This is a genomic window from Phreatobacter sp., assembly GCF_016793595.1.
GTDB lineage: Bacteria > Pseudomonadota > Alphaproteobacteria > Rhizobiales > Phreatobacteraceae > Phreatobacter.
In genome coordinates, this window is the sequence record NZ_JAEULY010000001.1 from 1 (window position 1) to 17,197 (window position 17,197).

21 protein-coding genes are annotated in these 17,197 nt (G+C 68.3%); 11 read left to right on the forward strand and 10 right to left on the reverse strand.

Annotated features, from left to right (window positions below):
• Positions 1–73: 73 nt before the first annotated feature.
• The 5 genes from purL to JNK84_RS00025 all read left to right on the forward strand — a co-directional run bounded on the left by purL (position 74) and on the right by JNK84_RS00025 (position 5,109).
• Complete coding sequence (purL, locus tag JNK84_RS00005) at positions 74–2,284, forward strand: phosphoribosylformylglycinamidine synthase subunit PurL (protein WP_293418831.1); 2,211 nt, start codon at positions 74–76, stop codon at positions 2,282–2,284.
• Between the two features lie 16 nt (positions 2,285–2,300).
• The gene (locus JNK84_RS00010; RefSeq protein ID WP_293418834.1) at positions 2,301–2,534 is read left to right on the forward strand and encodes a BolA family protein; all 234 of its coding nucleotides are present in this window, start codon (positions 2,301–2,303) and stop codon (positions 2,532–2,534) included.
• Positions 2,535–2,592: 58 nt separating this feature from the next.
• On the forward strand, positions 2,593–2,937 hold the full coding sequence (gene grxD, locus JNK84_RS00015) for a Grx4 family monothiol glutaredoxin (protein WP_293418837.1): 345 nt from the start codon (positions 2,593–2,595) through the stop codon (positions 2,935–2,937).
• A 206-nt stretch (positions 2,938–3,143) separates the two neighbouring features.
• Entirely contained in the window at positions 3,144–4,367 is a 1,224-nt protein-coding gene (locus JNK84_RS00020; protein WP_293418840.1) for a hypothetical protein, read from the forward strand.
• 127 nt (positions 4,368–4,494) lie between these two features.
• Positions 4,495–5,109: a glutathione S-transferase family protein gene (locus tag JNK84_RS00025; RefSeq protein ID WP_293418843.1), complete on the forward strand. Its 615-nt coding sequence runs from the start codon at positions 4,495–4,497 to the stop codon at positions 5,107–5,109.
• Between the two features lie 72 nt (positions 5,110–5,181).
• Here JNK84_RS00025 and rpsD read toward each other — a convergent pair whose 3' ends face one another.
• Both rpsD and murI read right to left on the reverse strand, forming a co-directional pair.
• Positions 5,182–5,799, reverse strand: a complete 618-nt coding sequence (rpsD, locus tag JNK84_RS00030) for a 30S ribosomal protein S4 (RefSeq protein WP_293418846.1) — start codon at positions 5,797–5,799, stop codon at positions 5,182–5,184.
• A gap of 167 nt (positions 5,800–5,966) precedes the next feature.
• Complete coding sequence (murI, locus tag JNK84_RS00035) at positions 5,967–6,806, reverse strand: glutamate racemase (RefSeq protein ID WP_293419194.1); 840 nt, start codon at positions 6,804–6,806, stop codon at positions 5,967–5,969.
• Between the two features lie 221 nt (positions 6,807–7,027).
• On the opposite strand from murI, the gene JNK84_RS00040 reads away from it, so the two are divergent.
• On the forward strand, positions 7,028–7,807 hold the full coding sequence (locus JNK84_RS00040; protein ID WP_293418849.1) for an HpcH/HpaI aldolase family protein: 780 nt from the start codon (positions 7,028–7,030) through the stop codon (positions 7,805–7,807).
• Between the two features lie 100 nt (positions 7,808–7,907).
• Complete coding sequence (locus JNK84_RS00045; RefSeq protein WP_293418853.1) at positions 7,908–8,114, forward strand: hypothetical protein; 207 nt, start codon at positions 7,908–7,910, stop codon at positions 8,112–8,114.
• On the opposite strand, the gene JNK84_RS00050 is transcribed toward JNK84_RS00045, so the two are convergent.
• The 5 genes from JNK84_RS00050 to JNK84_RS00070 all read right to left on the reverse strand — a co-directional run bounded on the left by JNK84_RS00050 (position 8,115) and on the right by JNK84_RS00070 (position 11,365).
• Complete coding sequence (locus JNK84_RS00050) at positions 8,115–8,669, reverse strand: RBBP9/YdeN family alpha/beta hydrolase (RefSeq protein ID WP_293418856.1); 555 nt, start codon at positions 8,667–8,669, stop codon at positions 8,115–8,117.
• Between the two features lie 3 nt (positions 8,670–8,672).
• Positions 8,673–9,086: a type II toxin-antitoxin system VapC family toxin gene (locus JNK84_RS00055; RefSeq protein ID WP_293418859.1), complete on the reverse strand. Its 414-nt coding sequence runs from the start codon at positions 9,084–9,086 to the stop codon at positions 8,673–8,675.
• Positions 9,083–9,343, reverse strand: coding sequence for a type II toxin-antitoxin system Phd/YefM family antitoxin (locus JNK84_RS00060; RefSeq protein ID WP_293418862.1), 261 nt, complete (start codon positions 9,341–9,343; stop codon positions 9,083–9,085). The genes JNK84_RS00055 and JNK84_RS00060 overlap by 4 nt, the downstream gene beginning before the upstream one ends.
• Positions 9,344–9,386: 43 nt before the next feature.
• Positions 9,387–10,694 (reverse strand): adenylosuccinate lyase, encoded by a 1,308-nt coding sequence (purB, locus tag JNK84_RS00065; RefSeq protein ID WP_293418864.1) that lies wholly within the window; start codon positions 10,692–10,694, stop codon positions 9,387–9,389.
• A gap of 74 nt (positions 10,695–10,768) precedes the next feature.
• On the reverse strand, positions 10,769–11,365 hold the full coding sequence (locus JNK84_RS00070) for a hypothetical protein (protein ID WP_293418867.1): 597 nt from the start codon (positions 11,363–11,365) through the stop codon (positions 10,769–10,771).
• 132 nt (positions 11,366–11,497) lie between these two features.
• On the opposite strand from JNK84_RS00070, the gene JNK84_RS00075 reads away from it, so the two are divergent.
• On the forward strand, positions 11,498–12,139 hold the full coding sequence (locus JNK84_RS00075; protein WP_293418870.1) for an N-acetylmuramoyl-L-alanine amidase: 642 nt from the start codon (positions 11,498–11,500) through the stop codon (positions 12,137–12,139).
• A 10-nt stretch (positions 12,140–12,149) separates the two neighbouring features.
• Here the strand turns inward: JNK84_RS00075 and rpe are convergent, their stop codons facing one another.
• Positions 12,150–12,845, reverse strand: coding sequence for a ribulose-phosphate 3-epimerase (gene rpe / locus JNK84_RS00080; protein WP_293418873.1), 696 nt, complete (start codon positions 12,843–12,845; stop codon positions 12,150–12,152).
• A 144-nt stretch (positions 12,846–12,989) separates the two neighbouring features.
• Here rpe and JNK84_RS00085 point away from each other — a divergent pair, with 144 nt between their 5' ends.
• Complete coding sequence (locus JNK84_RS00085) at positions 12,990–14,237, forward strand: NAD(P)/FAD-dependent oxidoreductase (protein WP_293418876.1); 1,248 nt, start codon at positions 12,990–12,992, stop codon at positions 14,235–14,237.
• A gap of 5 nt (positions 14,238–14,242) precedes the next feature.
• Positions 14,243–14,920, forward strand: coding sequence for a DJ-1/PfpI family protein (locus tag JNK84_RS00090; RefSeq protein ID WP_293418879.1), 678 nt, complete (start codon positions 14,243–14,245; stop codon positions 14,918–14,920).
• Here the strand turns inward: JNK84_RS00090 and JNK84_RS00095 are convergent.
• Entirely contained in the window at positions 14,910–15,191 is a 282-nt protein-coding gene (locus JNK84_RS00095) for a hypothetical protein (protein ID WP_293418882.1), read from the reverse strand. The genes JNK84_RS00090 and JNK84_RS00095 overlap by 11 nt on opposite strands.
• 248 nt (positions 15,192–15,439) lie before the next feature.
• Between JNK84_RS00095 and JNK84_RS00100 the strand changes: the two genes are divergently transcribed.
• On the forward strand, positions 15,440–16,174 hold the full coding sequence (locus JNK84_RS00100; RefSeq protein ID WP_293418885.1) for a cytochrome c biogenesis CcdA family protein: 735 nt from the start codon (positions 15,440–15,442) through the stop codon (positions 16,172–16,174).
• Between the two features lie 8 nt (positions 16,175–16,182).
• Here the strand turns inward: JNK84_RS00100 and JNK84_RS00105 are convergent, their stop codons facing one another.
• Positions 16,183–17,130 carry a tripartite tricarboxylate transporter substrate-binding protein gene (locus JNK84_RS00105; protein WP_293418888.1) on the reverse strand — a complete coding sequence of 316 codons (948 nt, stop codon included), beginning with the start codon at positions 17,128–17,130 and terminating at the stop codon, positions 16,183–16,185.
• Between the last annotated feature and the right edge of the window lie 67 nt (positions 17,131–17,197).

Genomic DNA, 17,197 nt, shown 5'->3' on the forward strand with positions numbered 1-17,197 from the left:
ATTAGGCGTGGATGGCCGCGCAAACGGCCTTTTGCTGGATGAAATGACCCGCAGGCTCGCCTAAATACAGGCCGTGCTCCGTAACGAACCCAAAATCACCCCGCAACTCGTCGCCGAACACGGGCTCAAGCCCGACGAGTCCCAGCGCATCCTCGATCTGATCGGTCGCGAGCCGACGCTCACCGAGCTCGGCATCTTCTCGGCGATGTGGAACGAGCATTGCTCCTACAAGTCCTCGAAGGTGCATCTGCGCGGGCTTCCGACGCAAGCGCCCTGGGTGATCCAGGGGCCGGGCGAGAATGCCGGCGTCATCGACATCGGCGACGGGCTGGCGGCCGTGTTCAAGATGGAGAGCCACAACCACCCGTCCTATATCGAGCCCTATCAGGGCGCGGCGACGGGCGTCGGCGGCATTCTGCGCGACGTCTTCACCATGGGCGCGCGGCCGATCGCGGCGCTGAACGCCCTGCGTTTCGGCGATCCCGAGCACCCGAAGACCCGCCACCTCGTCTCGGGCGTCGTCGCCGGCGTCGGCGGCTACGGCAATTCCTTCGGCGTGCCCACTGTCGGCGGCCTCGTTGGCTTCCACACCCGCTATGACGGCAACTGCCTCGTCAATGCCATGGCGGTCGGCCTCGCGCGCACCGATGGCATCTTCTACGCCAAGGCGACTGGCGTCGGCATGCCCATCGTCTATCTCGGCTCCAAGACCGGCCGCGACGGCATTCACGGCGCGACCATGGCCTCGGCCGAGTTCGGCGAGGGCGCGGAAGAAAAGCGCCCGACGGTGCAGGTCGGCGACCCCTTCGCCGAGAAGCTGCTGCTCGAAGCCTGTCTCGAAATCATGGCCAAGGATTGCGTCATCGCCATCCAGGACATGGGCGCGGCGGGCCTCACCTGCTCGGCGGTCGAGATGGGCGCCAAGGGCGACCTCGGCGTCGAGCTGCACCTCGAAGATGTGCCGACCCGCGAGGCCGGCATGACCGCCTACGAGATGATGCTGTCGGAGAGCCAGGAGCGCATGCTCATGGTGCTGAAGCCCGAGAAGGAAGAGGAGGCCAAGGCCATCTTCCGCAAGTGGGGGCTCGACTTCGCGGTGATCGGCCACACCACCGATACGCTGCGTTTCGTCATCAAGCACAATGGCGAGGTCAAGGCCGACCTGCCGATCAAGGAGCTCGGCGACGAAGCTCCGCTCTACGACCGCCCGCACGTGGCGAGCCCGGCCTTGCCGGTGATCGAGGCGGATGCGGTGAAGGCGCCGGTCTCGAACCGCGACGCCCTCCTGAAGCTGATGGCGACGCCCGATATCGCCTCCAAGCGCTGGGTTTACGAGCAGTACGACTCGATCATCCTCGGCAATACCGTGCAGCGCCCCGGCGGCGACGCCGCGGTCATCCGCGTCGAGCACGGGCCGAAGGGCCTCGCGATGACCTGCGACGTGACGCCCCGCTATTGCGAGGCCGATCCGGTCGAGGGCGGCAAGCAGGCCGTGGCGGAGGTCTATCGCAACATCTCGGCGGTGGGCGCGACGCCGCTCGCCATCACCGACAACCTCAATTTCGGCAATCCCGAGCGGCCGGAGATTATGGGCCAGCTCGTCGGCTGCATCCGCGGCATCGGCGAGGCTTGCCGCGCGCTCGACTTCCCGGTCGTCTCCGGCAATGTCTCGCTCTACAACGAGACCAACGGCCGGGCGATCCTGCCGACCCCGACCATCGGCGGCGTCGGCGTTCTCGACGATTTCTCGACCAGCGTCGCCATCGCGCCCAGGGCCGACGGCGAGGACATCTTCGTTATCGGCGAGACGAAGGGCTGGCTCGGCCAGTCGCTCTGGCTGCGCGACGTCTGCGACAGGGAGCAGGGCGCCCCGCCGCCGGTCGACCTGACGCAGGAGCGCCGGCACGGCGAGTTCGTCCGCGCCATGATCGCGGAGGGGCTCATCTCGGCCTGCCACGACGTCTCCGACGGCGGCCTGCTGGTCACGCTTGCCGAAATGGCGATCGCCGCGAAGCGCGGCCTGACGGTCGAGCCGCTCGACCACGACGTGCCTGCCCATGCCTTCTGGTTCGGCGAGGATCAGGCGCGCTACGTCGTCACGATCAGGTCCGCCGACCGCGACCGGCTGGTGACGCATGCCGCGGGGGCCGGCGTCACGCTGACGCGGCTCGGTGCCACAGGCGGGGATTCGTTGACCGTGCCGGGCGAGGAACCCATACTCGTGCAGGACTTGAGCGAGACGTTCGAGTCGTGGCTGCCGGCCTATATGGCGCGCGCGGCCTGAATTTCGGAGACGACCAATGCCGATGGCGGCCGCCGATATCGAGCGGATGATCAAGGAAGCGCTGCCCGACGCGCGCGTCGAGATCAAGGATTTGGCCGGTGATGGCGACCACTACGCCGCCACCGTGATTTCCGAGGCTTTCCGCGGCAAGTCGCGCGTGCAACAACATCAACTCGTCTATGCCGCCCTCAAGGGCAAGATGGGCGGCGTGCTGCATGCCCTTGCGCTGACCACCGGCGCACCCACCTGAAGCACTGGGCGGGTCGTCATTCCAGCCAGGTCTGGACCCGTCGAACGAGAGAAACCCGATGAGCACCGCAGTTCACGACAAGATCGACGCCGAGGTGAAGAGCCAGGACGTCGTGCTCTTCATGAAGGGCACCCCGCAGTTCCCGATGTGCGGCTTTTCCGGCCAGGTCGTGCAGATTCTCGACTATCTCGGCGTGCCGTTCAAAGGCGTCAATGTCCTCGACGCCGACGACATCCGCCAGGGCATCAAGGACTATTCCAACTGGCCGACCATTCCGCAGCTCTATGTGAAGGGCGAATTCGTCGGCGGCTGCGACATCACCCGCGAGATGTTCCAGTCCGGCGAGCTGGTCGAGATGATGAAGACCAACGGCATTCCCGTGCGTGAGGTCGCGGCCGGCTGATCATGGCCCTTGCGAGCGTGGCAGATTTGCCGCGCTCTTGCCTTTTCTGCCCGGAAGTTGCCACAGTCCGCTGCGAGAGGATTTCCCCAAGCGGGGGCGATGCTCCCATTCCGTCGCGTGGCCAGAAGGCTGCGCAGCCAAGGTCAGAATTGGCCAGCCCATGATCGCGTGTCTCGCGGTCGCAAGCCCGGATCGCGTCGCTCCGCATGCCCAGACCCGCCTCACGATCGCGAGCCCTCATCGCCACCCTCGGTGTCATCCTTGGGAGCGGGGCGGTCATCGCGGTGCATCCCGCCCTGGCCTTCCAGGCTGGTTCCGGGCGGGGAGGCGGCTCCGCCGCCGGCGGCCCTCTCAATCTCCTGTCGCCGACCTTCATCGCGCCGGCTCCGCGCGCGGCCGTGCCGCGCGGCGGCGTTGAAACCGCGCCGAACGTGCAGGTGGCGCCCACGGCTCCCGCGATGATGGCCGTCCCCGTGCCGGCTCCGCGCCCAGCCAGCGCGCCGCGCGCCGTCATCACCGCCGAGAGCGCGCCGGCCCCCGTCGCCGCCGGCGTGGTCCAGCAGGCGCAGGTGCCATCGGCTCCGGTCCAGCCCGCGATGGCGGAGGCTCCGCAGCCGCCGCTGCTGCGCCCGAGCATGGACGAGTGGCCGCGCGACGATGATCCGAGCCGGGTGATCATCGCCGGCGCCTATATCCGCCAGCAGCCCGCGCCCGCCACCGCCGTCGAGGCGATCGCGGCGGTCGCCCCGCAGCAGCAGGCGGCTCCCGACATGCCGACGCGCGCCGTGGCTTTCGCCGCGCCCCTGCCGGCCGCCCGCCCCGGCGGCGGCATGACCGTGGTCGCGGCCGTCTCTGGCACGCCGGCAGTCGCCGCGCCGGTGCTTGCCTCTGCCTCCTCGGTGCCGGTGACGCTCACGACCCAGGGTTCGGCCACGACGACGACTATGGCGACGCCGCCGGCCGGCAGCTTCCCGGGCGTGCAGCAAGCCGTGATCACCACGCCGACCCCGGCGAGGGGACCGGTTCTCGCTGCCCTGCCGCCGGATGGCGGCGCGCGCGACTGGCCCCGTTATGTGCCCGGCGCGCGCGGCGAGGACCGCAATCTCGGCATTGCCGGCGAACGGGTGATGCCGGATCCCGGCGTGCCGCTCGCGTGCCTGCCCGCGCCCGTACGGCGGGCGCTGAACGATGTCGCGCTACGCTTCGGGCCGGTCCTGGTGCGCTCGACCCATCGCGGCAACGGCTCCTTCGTGCGCACCGACGCCTGGCGGGGCTCCTATCACCGCGACTGCCGCGCGGCCGATTTCCGCGTTTCCGGCAATCCGGCGGCGATTCTGGCCTTCCTGCGCGCGCGTCACGAGCTCGGCGGCGTCAAGCGCTACCGCAACGGACTGTTCCATATCGACAACGGTCCGCGCCGCAGCTGGTAGCGCGGCACCCTGATCGATCGATCAACGCGCCTGATCGAGACATCACTTCCCTGAATTTGTCCCAACTGCTGTTCTCGGCCAACTTGCCGCGCCAGACTTGCTGGCCGCGCCAAGGCAGGAGAACGCGATGCTACTCGTCGGCATGCTCGACAGTCCCTATGTGCGCCGCGCCGCGATCGCGGGCACGGTGCTGGGGGTCGATTTCGAACATCAGTCGGTGTCGGTGTTCCGGCACATGGACCGTTTCCGGGCCATCAATCCGTTGATCAAGGCGCCCTCGCTCGTTGCCGACGACGGCACGGTGCTGATGGAATCGCAGCTGATCCTCCAGCATATCGAGGATGTGGCGGGCCGCAGCCTCAGGCCGGCCGACCCTGCCGAGCGGCTGCACGACCTGCGGGCCACGGGCCTTGCCATCGTGACCTGCGAGAAGGCCATCGCCATCGAATACGAGCGCAAGCGGCCGGACGCCATCCGCTACCAGCCCTGGCTCGACCGGGTCGCGGAGCAGCTGCAGGAGGCGCTGGCGGCGTTGGACATGGTCGCCTGCGATCGCTGGAAGAAGCTGCCGGAACGCTGGACCCACGGCGCCATCGGCGCGGCAGTCGCCTGGGGTTTCATCCGCTTCACCATTCCGGATGCGGTGGCGGCCGACGCCTTCCCCGCGCTCGCCGCCCACGCCGCGCGCTGCGAGGCGACGGATGTCTTCAAGCACTGGCCGATCGATCGCGAGAGCCCGTGAGATCGGGCCGGTGCCGCAACGAAAAAGGCCGCCCGGTGGGCGGCCTTTCTCAATTCTGCGGTGCGGCTGAGATCAGCGCGAATAGAACTCGACGACCAGCGAGGGTTCCATCTGGGTCGCGTAGGGAACCTCGGACAGCGTCGGAACGCGAGCAAGGGTGGCGGAGCCCTTGTGATGGTCGGCGCTGATGTAGTCCGGCACGTCGCGCTCACCCGACTGGATGGCCTCCATGTACAGGATCATCTGGCGTGAGGATTCCTTCACCTCGACCACGTCGCCCACCTTCACGCAGTAGGAGGGGATGTTGACGCGGCGACCGTTGACCTTGACGTGGCCATGGTTGACGAACTGGCGGGCAGCGAAGACGGTCGGCACGAACTTGGCGCGATAGACCACCGCGTCGAGGCGGCGCTCGAGCAGGCCGATCAGGTTCTCGCCGGTATCGCCCTTCACGCGGACGGCCTCGGTATAGGTCGCGCGGAACTGCTTCTCGGAAATGTTGCCGTAGTAGCCCTTCAGCTTCTGCTTGGCCTTCAGCTGGGTGCCGAAGTCCGAGAGCTTCTGCTTGCGGCGCTGGCCATGCTGGCCGGGGCCGTATTCGCGGCGGTTCACCGGGCTCTTCGGACGACCCCAGATGTTCTCGCCCATACGGCGATCGATCTTGTACTTGGCATTATGACGCTTCGACATCGCGTGTCCCTTGTCGTTATCTTCGATAGGAGACGCGCCCTCCTCTTATCCCTCTCGGGATACGACAGACCGGCCATGAAGGCTGATCGCGGGTGCGTGGAACCTGCCGCATCGCGGGAAAGCGATCCGTCAGGAAGCGGCGTCCTTAGCCGCGACGCCTTCCGATGTCAATGAAGCGGCAGTGGCTCGATGCGCGTTTCGGCGAGCCCGAAGCTGGAAAACACGCCGGAAAGGCTGGCAAGGGTCGCGCCGCCGGTCATCAAGGCTGTCGCGGAGGGCGCGGCCATCCCCGTGCCGGGACCGAGGATCTGGGTGACGCGGCGCGCGATGGCGGGGGCGGGGTCAAGCCACTGGACCGGCCACGGCGCGAGCTGCCGGAAGACATCCACCAGCAGCGGATAGTGCGTGCAGGCAAGCGCCACCGTGTCGGTGCGCCGCTCGCCGTCGGCGACGAAGCAGGGGGCGATCTCGGCGGCGATGGCCGCCATATCAGTCGCGCCGCCGCGCATGGTGGCTTCGGCAAGCGCGGCGAGCCGTGGCGAGCCCACCAGCGTCACGGCGCAACCGCCGCCGAATTCGGCGATCAGCGCGCGGGTATAGTCGCGGGCGACCGTGCCGGGGGTCGCCAGCACGCTGACCATGCGGCTCGCGGACGTCTCGCAGGCCGGCTTGATGGCCGGGACGGTGCCGACGAAGGGCAGGTCGAAACGCGCGCGCAGGTGCGGCAACACGAGCGTCGATGCCGTGTTGCAGGCGATGACCACGCAGTCCGGCCGATGGATCGCGATCAGGCGCTCCATGACGGCGATAACGCGGGCGACGAGATGATCCTCGGCGAGGCCGCCATAGGGGAAGGCGGCATCATCAGCGCAATAGACGAAACGGGCGTCGGGCCGGGCCTTGGCGAGTTCGCGGTGGACGGTGAGCCCGCCGAGACCGGAATCGAAGACGAGGATGGTCGGCGGGCGGGTGGCGAGGTCGGCGCGCGGATGGAGAGGCTGTTTCATGCCGGCCAGCGGATCGAATGCGGCTTGATCGAATGCAATGAGCATCACGCACCTTCACGCAACAAACGGCGGAATTCTGGCGGCAAAGCGTTAAGGTTTCGCGAGTCTCTCCGGCGCGCCGCCGAAGCGCCCTGCGGCAACGCTGCCACGCGCCGATCCGCCGTTGACGCAGGCCGGGATTCCCGGCCATTCAATCGTTCAAATACCGGGAGGATCACGAGATGCATCAGCCGCCGAAGCCGTATGAACTCGCCAAGCGCCTGCGCGCGGGCGAGAGCCTGTTCACCGCCTGGATGAGCATGCCCGAGCCGCTGATCGCCGATCACGTGGCGCGCGAGGGCTTCGACGCCGTCACCTTCGACATGCAGCATTCCTCCATCGACCTCCTGTCGGCCATGCGCGGCATCTCGGCGGTGAACCATGCCGGCAAGCCGGCCGGCGTGCGCATCGCGCTCGACGCCTTCGGCGACGGTGCGCGGCTGCTCGACACCGGTGCGGAGATCATCATCGCGCCGATGATCAATTCGGTGGCGGATGCGCAGAAGTTCGTCTCGGCGGTGAAGTACCCGCCGCTCGGCGGGCGCTCCTGGGGCGGCAACCGCTTCCAGCAGCTCACCGGCATGAACCCGCAGGACTACCTGCGCCAGGCCAACGAGATGACCGTGACGCTCGCCATGATCGAGACGACGGCGGCGCTGGCGGCGGTGGACGACATTCTGGCGGTGCCGGGCATCGACGGCGTCTTCGCCGGCCCCTCGGACCTGTCGATCACCCTGCTCAAGGGCGAGAAGCTCGACCCGAACAATCAGGTGGTGAAGGACGCCTTCGCCAAGATCATGGCCGCCGCCAAGAAGGCGGGTAAGCTCACCGGCTGCTACGCGCCGAGCCCGGAGCGGGCGAAGGAACTGGCGGCCGAGGGCTGGGGCTTCATCACGCTGATCAACGACAGCCTGATGGTGCGCGGTGGCGCGCAGAATGCGCTGAAGGTCGTGCGCGGCTGACGACCCGCCGAGGGGAGGCCGGCGATTGACCGGCCTCAATGCCCTCCACGGCGCGGCGTGTAACGAAGGGGCCCCCGGAATTCATGGGCAAGCCTTCGTCATGCGCAACCTGTTCATCCTGATGTTCATGCTGGCCGCGACCGTCTTCGTCGGCATCTTCGTCATCGTCGTGGTCACCACGCCCACGCTCTACGACAAGGGAATGTCGGTCTTGCCAATCGCGGCCGGGCTCGGCATGGCGCTGGCGGTTCCCGTCGCCTGGTTCGTGGCGCGGGCCATCAGCCGCGCAACGCAGACGGGTCGGTGATCAGCCGAGCGCCTTCAGGAAGGCCGCGAAGCGCATGAGCCCTTCCGGCCAGGGTCCATGGCCGGATGACTGGTTGATCCGGCCGGCATCGCCGGCATCCGACAGGGCCGAGCCCCAGGCATAGCTGAGATCCTCCGCCCGCTCGTAGGCGCAATGCGGATCGGAGCGGCTGGCCACCACAACCGAGGGAAAGGGCAGAGGATCGCGCGGGATCGGCGCGAAGGCACGCTCGGCCTCGGGAATGTCCTCGCCCTTCTCGACATCGTGCGGGCTGACGAGGAAGGCGCCGGAGACGAGACCCTTCGGAAATAGCGGCGCGGCATGGACGACGGTCACGACGCCGAGCGAATGACCGACCAGCATGACGGGCCGTGTGCAGGAGGCGACGGCGGTCGCGAGGGTATCGACCCAGCGCTCCCGGTCCGGGTTCTGCCAGTCGCCGAGATCGACGCGGCGGGCGGTGGGGAGCTTCGCCACCCAGCGCGCCTGCCAATGGTCCTCGCTCGGGTCCGAGAGGCCCGGCACGATCAGGATATCGGCGTCGGCGGTGCGCATGGGTCAATCCGGAAGCAAGGATATGCCTTCAAGCCGGGCGGCTGAAATCAGGGCCCGGTCAAGCGTGGCAAGTGGCAACCCGGTTCTCATGGCCGCATCGACGTAACTGGCATCGTAGGGGTTGAGCCGGTGGCGACGGGATAGGCGTTCGATGGCTTCGAAGCAATGCGCCGCTGGCAGGTCGAGAGTCTGCACCGCCATGAATGCCAGCGTATCCAGCGCCTGGTCTGCAGCGTCCTGCGTGATCGCCGCGCGCTGAACCTTTCGACGGAAGACGTGCATGACCTCCAGCGCCCATATGGGGGGCACGACAAGCCCTGGCAGCATCAGTACCGCGAGATGGGTCGCGGAAAACTCGCCTTGTTCGTCCGGGGACAGGGCGGCTACTGCGATCGAGGCGTCGAGGACGGCGCTCACCGCCGGCCTTCGTCGCGCAGTTCCCGGATTTCATCGAGCGTGAAGGTCACGCCTTCGTCCTTGAACCGCTTGCGAACTGCCTCGATCCGCCGGCGCAATTCGTCGGGATCGTGCCGCCGCTGGATCGGAACGATCTGCACGAAGGGCTCGCCGCGCTTCGTGACGATGACCTCCTCGCCCGCAGCGGCGCGCTCGGCAAGCGCCGAAAACTGGTTCTTCGCTTCGAGAATGCCGACTTTCATGGTGACATGATCCATCTGGCTAGCTTTCTGGCCAGATTAGCACGCCGCGCGGCGAGCGTCACGCCTCCCCGAACACCCGGCGGAAGATCGTGTCGACATGCTTGAGGTGATAGCCGAGGTCGAACTTCTCCTCGAGTTCAGCCTCGGAGAGGGCGGCGCGCACCTCCGCATCGGCCTTCAGGAGGGTGAGGAAGTCGCCTTCGCCGCGCCAGACCGGCATGGCGTTGCGCTGGACCAGCCGGTAGGAATCCTCGCGCGAGACGCCCTTCTGGGTCAGCGCCAGCAATACGCGCTGGGAATGGACGAGGCCGCCGAGCCGGTCGAGATTCTTCTGCATGTTGGCCGGGTAGACCAGCAGCTTGTCGACGACGCCGGCGAGGCGGACGAGGGCGAAGTCGAGGGTGACCGTCGCGTCCGGGCCGATCATGCGCTCGACGGAGGAATGCGAGATGTCGCGCTCGTGCCAGAGCGCGACGTTCTCCATGGCCGGCATGGCCATGCCGCGGACGAGGCGGGCAAGGCCGGTCAGGTTCTCGGTCAGCACCGGATTGCGCTTGTGCGGCATGGCCGATGAGCCCTTCTGGCCCTCGGAGAAGAATTCCTCGGCTTCCAGAACTTCGGTGCGCTGGAGATGGCGGATCTCGGTGGCGAGGCGCTCGATGCAGGAGGCGACGACGCCGAGGGTTGCGAAGAACATGGCGTGGCGGTCACGCGGGATGACCTGCGTCGAGACCGGCTCGACCTTCAGGCCCATGGCTTTCGCGACATGCTCCTCAACGCGGGGGTCGATCTGCGCGAAAGTGCCGACCGCGCCTGATATGGCGCAGGTGCGCACCTCCTCGCGGGCAGCTTCCAGGCGGGCGAGGCAGCGGTCGAACTCGGCATAGGCCTGCGCCAGCTTGACGCCGAAGGTGGTCGGCTCGGCATGGATGCCGTGGGAGCGGCCGATGGTCGGGGTCAGCTTGTGCTCGAAGGCGCGGCGCCTGAGGGCGGCAAGCAGCGCCTTCACGTCGGCGATCAGGAGGTCGGAGGCGCGGACGAGCTGGACGTTGAAACAGGTGTCCAGCACGTCCGACGAGGTCATGCCCTGATGGACGAAGCGCGAATCCGGGCCGATGAACTCGGCGAGATGGGTCAGGAAGGCGATGACATCGTGCTTCACCTCGCGCTCGATGGCGTCGATGCGCGCGACGTCGAAGGTCACGTCCTTCGCCTTGGCCCAGATATTGGCGGCGGATTCCTTCGGGATGACGCCGAGTTCGGCGAGGGCGTCGCAGGCGTGGGCCTCGATCTCGAACCAGATCCGGAACTTGGTCTGCGGGTCCCAGATGGCGGTCATTTCGGCGCGGGAATAGCGCGGGATCATGGGGCGGGCCTCGGCGGTTCAGGGACGAGGCGCGGCTTAGCAGGGATGGCGGTTCGGGACAATCCGAACGGGGTTCAGCGCCGGTGCGCCTGCCAGAACATCAGCGCCATGGCGCCCGGAACCGCGACGCCGAAGGGCCACCAGAGGCGGAAGGCCGTGGTCAGGTAGAGGTAGAACGCGCCGGCGACCCCCATCAGGTGGTGGATCAGCTGCATCTGCCCGTCATGATCCTCCCCGAAGGCCAGCACCCGGTTGTGGAGGGCGAAGGCGATGCCGCAGGCGGCCAGCATGGTGGCGATGGCGCCAAGGAAGACGATGCCGAGCCAGAGCGCCATGGGCAGTTCGGGCTTGCGGGATCGCAGCCATTCCATTGCCCGCCAGAACAGCGTCATGCCGGGCAGGAGCGGCAGGGATTGCAGCGCGACCACGGTGAGGCTGCGCCAGGAGGGCGCGTGTCCCGCGAGGTGGACGCCGATGGCGGCGGCGAGGCCGGCCAGCAGCATGGCGACGATGCCGGCACGCCATGACCTAGCCCAGGCGCCGCTCGTATCGGCGGGTGGCGGGCCGCCGCGCTTCGGCGATGCCTTGGCGGATGAGTTGCCGGCACGGCGCGGCTTGCCGGCGGCAGAGCCTGCTTCGTTCCGATCCAGTGCTGCGCCGCGTGCCGCCATGGGGATAGTTTTACACCCGGGCCGTTGACGATGGCTGAATCCGCCACGGACTTATCCCCAGGGTCCGAAATGGTCTCATCCTGTCGCCTGAACGACGGCCATCCGGGCCGCGGGACGGTGCGGGAGGCGGATATGACGGAGACGATGGAAGCAGTTGTCGGGGCGGGTGAGTTCGCGGTGCGGGCGCATCGGCTGACGGTCGGCGGTGCGGCCGTGCCGTTCCGCCAGTCGCCGCATGGCGGCGCGCGCATGAAGCCGCTCTACCTCGTGATCCACTACACGGCGGGTCTGTCGGCGACCTCGGCGATGAACTGGTTCCTCGACCCCCGCGCCAGGGCCTCCGCCCATCTCGTCATCGGGCGGCAGGGCGCGGCGACCCAGCTCATGGGTTTCGACCGCGCCTGCTGGCATGCGGGTCAGAGCGCGTGGAAGGGGCTGGACGGGCTCAACGGCCATTCCATCGGCATCGAGATCGTCAATGCCGGCAAGCTCGCGAAGGGGCCGGGCGGGCGCTGGCAGACCTGGACCGGCGAGGCGATCCCAGACAGCGAGGTGGTGGTCGCGCGGCACCGGAACGAGGCGGTGGAGGCCGGCTGGCACGCCTATACGCGCGAGCAGATCGCGGCCGTGGTCGAGATCGGCTCGGCGCTGCACACCACCTACGGTTTCCGCGACGTGCTGGGACACGAAGACATCGCGCCGCGCCGGAAGGTCGATCCCGGGCCGGCCTTCCCGCTCCGGAGCGTCGCCGCCCGCATTCTGGGGAGGGCGTGAGATGGACGCGTCAGACCATCGTGCCGCGCGCGGCCTCGGCCGCTTCGCGGATCGCCTGTATGCGGTCGGCATAGCCAGCCGCGCCACCCTTGAACACGGCCGAGCCGGCGACCAGCACGTCGGCGCCGGCGGCGGCAAGCGCTGGAGCCGTTTGCGGCGTCACGCCGCCGTCGACCTCGATCAGGATGTCGCGGCCAGCTGTCATCTGGCGGATGCGCGCGACCTTCTCGATCTGCGATTCGATGAAGGCCTGGCCGCCGAAGCCGGGATTGACGCTCATGACCAGGACGAGATCGACCAGATCGAGGACATATTCGATGACGCTCTCGGGCGTGCCCGGATTGAGCGAAACGCCGGCCTTCTTGCCCAGTGCGCGGATCGCCTGAAGCGAGCGGTGGAGATGGGGGCCGGCCTCGGCATGGACGGTGATGACGTCGGAACCGGCCTTGGCGAAGGCTTCGAGATAGGGATCGACGGGGGCGATCATCAGATGGACGTCGAAGACCTTGGTCGAATGCGGGCGCATCGCCTTGATGACATCAGGGCCGAAGCTGATGTTGGGCACGAAATGGCCGTCCATCACGTCGAGATGCAGCCAGTCGGCGCCGGCCGCGTCGACGGCGCGGACTTCCTCGCCGAGCCTGGCGAAATCGGCTGCGAGGATCGAGGGGGCGATGAGGATGGGGCGGGTCGGAAAGCTGGTCATCTCGGCGGGCTCCGTTGGCGGCGCGCGTAGCACGGGGAGGGCGGTGCGGCAACGCGGCGCTGCCCGGCGGGCATCTGCATGGCCGCCATCGCTTGCGGCTCCGCCGGGGCGGCGGCATTGTCGCCGCGAACGGATTGGCAAGCGATGACCGACATTCAGGATGTTCTCGTACTCGGCGCCGGCATGGTCGGCGTCTCCACGGCACTGCACGCGCGGATGCGCGGACTACACGTCGTGCTGGTCGACCGGCGGGGGCCGGGCGAGGAGACGAGCTACGGCAATTCCGGCGTGATCGACGGCGGCAATCTCTACCCCGTGGCCATGCCGCGCGACGTGCCGACGCTGTTCAAGCATGCGCTGAACCGGCAGACGGCCTCGCACTACCATCCGGCGGCGCTTCCGAGCGTCGCCGGATGGATGCTGGACTACTGGCGCTGGTCGGCCCCCGAGAAGCTGGAGGAGACGGCGCGCGTCATGCGGCCGTTCTTCGCCGACGCGGTCGGCTCGCACCGCGAACTGATGAAGCTGGCCGGCGCGGAGCGCTATTTCCGGCAGGACGGCTGGCTGGAACTCTACCGCCTGCCGCAAAGCCTCGCGGCGCAGGATCGGCGGCTGGGCCTTTCGAAGGAATTCGGCATCCGCAACGTCAAGCTGACGCGCGACGAGACACTGGATCTCGAACCGCACCTGAAGCCGGCCTTTGCTGGTTCGATCTGGTGTCAGGACGCCGACACGGTATCGAGCCCCGGCGGGGTTACAAAAGCCTATGCGGAGGCTTTCGCGAAGGCCGGCGGGCGCATCGTCATCGGCGACGCCATGACGCTGAAGAAAGTGCTCGGCGGCTACGAGGTCGAGACATCGGAGGGCACGATCAGGGCCCGGCAGGTGGTGGTGGCGCTCGGCCCCTGGGCCGGCGATCTCGTCGGCAAGTTCGGCTATCGCGTGCCGCTCGGCGTGAAGCGTGGCTATCACCGGCACTATGCCCCGAAGGGCAATGCCTTTCTCAACCGGCAGATCTGCGACGAGGATGTCGGCTACGTGCTCTGCCCGATGGAGCAGGGCGTGCGGCTGACCACCGGCGTCGAAATCGCGCTGCGCGACGCGCCCGCGACGCCAGTGCAGATCGACCGCGCCTTCCGTGCGGCCGCCGACCTGTTCGATCTCGGCGAGCCGGTGGAGGCGGAGCCGTGGATGGGCCGCCGTCCCGCGACGCCGGATTCGCGGCCGATCATCGGGGCGGCGCCGCGCCACGAGGGGATGTGGTTCGCCTTCGGCCACGGCCATTGGGGCTTCACGCTGGGGCCCGCGACCGGCAAGGCGCTGGCGAGCGCCATGGCTGGCGAGCCCGCCCATATCGACCTCTCGCCCTATCGCATCGATCGCTGGAAGTGAGCGCCATGCAAGTCGTGATGCTTGCCTTCCCGAAGATGACGCAGCTCGACCTGACCGGGCCGTTCGAGGTGTTCACGCGGTTCCGGGAGTTGCAGGTCGACCTCGTCTGGAAGACGGCCGACCCGGTTGTCGATGTATCGGGCCTCAGGCTGCTACCGTCGAAGACCTTCGCCGACTGCCCGCAGGCCGACATCCTGTTCGTGCCGGGCGGGCCGGGCCAGATGGCCCTGATGGAAGATGCCGAGACGCTGGACTTCCTGCGCCGGCAGGCGGCGGGCGCGACCTGGATCACCTCGGTCTGCACCGGCTCGCTGGTGCTGGCGGCGGCCGGCCTTATGACCGGCTACCGCGCCACCTGCCACTGGTCCTCGATCGACCAGCTCGCCCTGTTCGGCGTCGAGCCGGTGGCCGAGCGCGTGGTGGTGGACCGCAATCGCGTGACCGGGGCGGGCGTGACGTCCGGCATCGATTTCGGGCTGACGCTGACGGCAATGCTGTTCGGCGAGGAGCGGGCGCGGCAGGCCCAGCTCGGCATGGAATATGATCCGGCGCCGCCCTTTGCCGGCGGCACGCCCTCCACCGCGCCGAGGGAGACGGTGGAAGCGGTGAAAGCGGCGCTGGCCCCGTTCATCGCGCAGCGGCGCGCGATCTCGGAACGGGCTGCCGGCGCACTCAGGCGGTGATATCGACCAGCCGCCAGTGCGGCGCGGCGACGGGGCCGCCCTTGGCGGAGGAGCGGATGCGGTCGCTTTCGGATGCGCGGATACGGTCTGCCTCGAAGGGGGCGAGCACGCCGTCGAACACCACCGCCGGCATGACGGCGCGGCCGACGCTGACCGCAATATCGTCGGCCCTGGCGGGGTCGTTGGACGGATTCTCGGGGTTGAGACTACGGCGCGCCAGCGACACGTCGGCATAGTCCGCGCAGGGATAGCCGTTGACCATCTCGATCATGGTGCGCTCGTCGGTTCGGTGCCTCCCTTCCCCGACGCCAACATAGCGCGGGGCGTTTCCGCCACGGTACTTCGGAAGGCGCGCATGGTTTCCGGAACCTGAATCGCGATGGGCGCGAGATGCGGCGATCACGTGTGATCACGCCTGTGCGAGATGCGGCCCGGGGTGCTTTCGTTCGGCGCCGGAGACGGATAGACCAAAAAAGCGGCACGGGTTCAGGTGCCGCGGCATCCGCTGGCGGAACCCGAATGCCCGATGTGACCATAACGGCGGCCTTTCTTGCGGGCCTCGTGAGTTTCCTGTCGCCCTGCGTGCTGCCGCTGGTGCCGCCCTATCTCGTCTATTTGACGGGCGCGACGCTCGACGACCTCGCCGAGGCGCAGGACCGGCCGGGGCTCGTCCGGCGCGCCGTGCTGCTGGCGCTGGTCTTTGTCGCCGGCTTCACCACGGTCTTCGTGCTGCTGGGTGCGTCGGCCTCGGCGATGGGGCATCTGGTCCGGGTCTATTCGGACAAGCTGGCCATGGCCGCCGGCGTCATGATCATCATCATGGGCCTGCATTTCCTCGGGCTGTTCCGCATTCCGCTGCTTTACCGGCAGGCGAAGATGGACATCGCGCCGCCCAAGGCCGGTCCCGTCGGCGCCTATGTGATGGGCCTCGCCTTCGCCTTCGGCTGGACGCCGTGCATCGGGCCGGTGCTGGCGGCGATCCTCGCGGTTGCGGCCTCCGAGATGACCATCCACAAGGGCGCGTTGCTGCTCGCGGTCTATTCCGCCGGGCTCGGCGTGCCGTTCCTGCTGGCGGCGGTTGCGATCAAGCCGTTCCTGCGGTTCGCGGCTGCCGTCCGTCACCGCATGCGGGCGGTCGAGATGGTGATGGGGCTCCTGCTGGTGGCCACCGGCATCGCATTCCTGACCGGCAAGATGAGCGCGATGGCCTTCTGGCTGCTCGAGACCTTCCCGGTTCTCGGCACGATCGGCTGAGCGCCGCGTCACCGTTCCTTCATCAGGTCGCGGAACCGGGCGATGTCGTGCTCGACCAGCGGCGGCACGACCTCGGGCGCAAGGTCCGCCTCCGCCGGCACCTGCGCGGTCATCTCGCCGAAGCGGGCGCGGACGAAATCGCTGGCGACCGCGGCGCGGATCGCCGCATTGAGACGCGCGATGATGGGTGCGGGCGTCCCGGCGGGCGCGAAGATGGCGTTCCAGCTCTGCATCTGGAAACCGGGCAGGCCGGCCTCGGCCGCGGTGGGAACGCCCGGCAGGGTCGGGGCCCGCCCCGGCGAGGCGACGGCGAGGCCGCGCGCCTGGCCGGCCAAAATTGCCGGCGCGACGGAGGTCGCGGCGTCGCAGACGCCGTCGATATGGCCGCCGATCAGGTCGTTGAGCGCGGGACCCGCGCCGCGATAGCTGACGAGGGTGATGTCGACCCTGGCTTCGGCGAGGAAGGCGCGGCAGATCAGGAAGTTCTGCGAGCCGACGCCGGCATGGCCGAGCCTGACCGCGCCGGGATTGGCGCGCGCATGTTCGATGAAGGCGGCAAGCGTCGGCGCCGGAAAATCCCGCTTCACCGCGAGCACCGAATAGGTCCGGGCGACGAGACCGACGGCTGAGAAGGAGGCCGGCGTGTAGCGCAGGTCCGGATAGATGGAATAGGCGGCGGCATTGGTGCCGGAATTGCCGATGAAGATGGTGTAGCCGTCCGGCGCGGCGCGCGCGGCCCGGGTGAGGGCGGTCGTGCCGCCGGCACCGCCGACATTCTCGTGCACGATGCGCTGGCCGAGATGTTTCGCCATCTCCTCCGCGACGATGCGGGCGATGACGTCCGATGCGCCGCCGGCCGCGAAGGGCACGATCATGGTGATGGGGCGGGTGGGATAGGCCTCCTGCGCGGCGCTCGCCGTTCCGAGCGCCAGCACGAGCCCGAGGGCAATCGGCATTCGCATGGTCTTGTCCTCCCGCAGGCGGGCCTGTTCACCGGCCCCTGAATGCAGAACCCCGCCCGGA

What these genes read in the sequence shown, in the direction of transcription:
- JNK84_RS00010 (WP_293418834.1), top strand. Translation starts at nt 2,301, where the DNA reads ATGCCGATGGCGGCCGCCGATATCGAGCGGATGATCAAGGAAGCGCTG.
- grxD (WP_293418837.1), top strand. Translation starts at nt 2,593, where the DNA reads ATGAGCACCGCAGTTCACGACAAGATCGACGCCGAGGTGAAGAGCCAG.
- JNK84_RS00020 (WP_293418840.1), top strand. Translation starts at nt 3,144, where the DNA reads ATGCCCAGACCCGCCTCACGATCGCGAGCCCTCATCGCCACCCTCGGT.
- JNK84_RS00025 (WP_293418843.1), top strand. Translation starts at nt 4,495, where the DNA reads ATGCTACTCGTCGGCATGCTCGACAGTCCCTATGTGCGCCGCGCCGCG.
- rpsD (WP_293418846.1), bottom strand. Translation starts at nt 5,799, where the DNA reads ATGTCGAAGCGTCATAATGCCAAGTACAAGATCGATCGCCGTATGGGC.
- murI (WP_293419194.1), bottom strand. Translation starts at nt 6,806, where the DNA reads ATGAAACAGCCTCTCCATCCGCGCGCCGACCTCGCCACCCGCCCGCCG.
- JNK84_RS00040 (WP_293418849.1), top strand. Translation starts at nt 7,028, where the DNA reads ATGCATCAGCCGCCGAAGCCGTATGAACTCGCCAAGCGCCTGCGCGCG.
- JNK84_RS00045 (WP_293418853.1), top strand. Translation starts at nt 7,908, where the DNA reads ATGCGCAACCTGTTCATCCTGATGTTCATGCTGGCCGCGACCGTCTTC.
- JNK84_RS00050 (WP_293418856.1), bottom strand. Translation starts at nt 8,669, where the DNA reads ATGCGCACCGCCGACGCCGATATCCTGATCGTGCCGGGCCTCTCGGAC.
- JNK84_RS00060 (WP_293418862.1), bottom strand. Translation starts at nt 9,343, where the DNA reads ATGGATCATGTCACCATGAAAGTCGGCATTCTCGAAGCGAAGAACCAG.
- purB (WP_293418864.1), bottom strand. Translation starts at nt 10,694, where the DNA reads ATGATCCCGCGCTATTCCCGCGCCGAAATGACCGCCATCTGGGACCCG.
- JNK84_RS00070 (WP_293418867.1), bottom strand. Translation starts at nt 11,365, where the DNA reads ATGGCGGCACGCGGCGCAGCACTGGATCGGAACGAAGCAGGCTCTGCC.
- JNK84_RS00075 (WP_293418870.1), top strand. Translation starts at nt 11,498, where the DNA reads ATGACGGAGACGATGGAAGCAGTTGTCGGGGCGGGTGAGTTCGCGGTG.
- rpe (WP_293418873.1), bottom strand. Translation starts at nt 12,845, where the DNA reads ATGACCAGCTTTCCGACCCGCCCCATCCTCATCGCCCCCTCGATCCTC.
- JNK84_RS00085 (WP_293418876.1), top strand. Translation starts at nt 12,990, where the DNA reads ATGACCGACATTCAGGATGTTCTCGTACTCGGCGCCGGCATGGTCGGC.
- JNK84_RS00090 (WP_293418879.1), top strand. Translation starts at nt 14,243, where the DNA reads ATGCAAGTCGTGATGCTTGCCTTCCCGAAGATGACGCAGCTCGACCTG.
- JNK84_RS00095 (WP_293418882.1), bottom strand. Translation starts at nt 15,191, where the DNA reads ATGATCGAGATGGTCAACGGCTATCCCTGCGCGGACTATGCCGACGTG.
- JNK84_RS00100 (WP_293418885.1), top strand. Translation starts at nt 15,440, where the DNA reads ATGCCCGATGTGACCATAACGGCGGCCTTTCTTGCGGGCCTCGTGAGT.
- JNK84_RS00105 (WP_293418888.1), bottom strand. Translation starts at nt 17,130, where the DNA reads ATGCCGATTGCCCTCGGGCTCGTGCTGGCGCTCGGAACGGCGAGCGCC.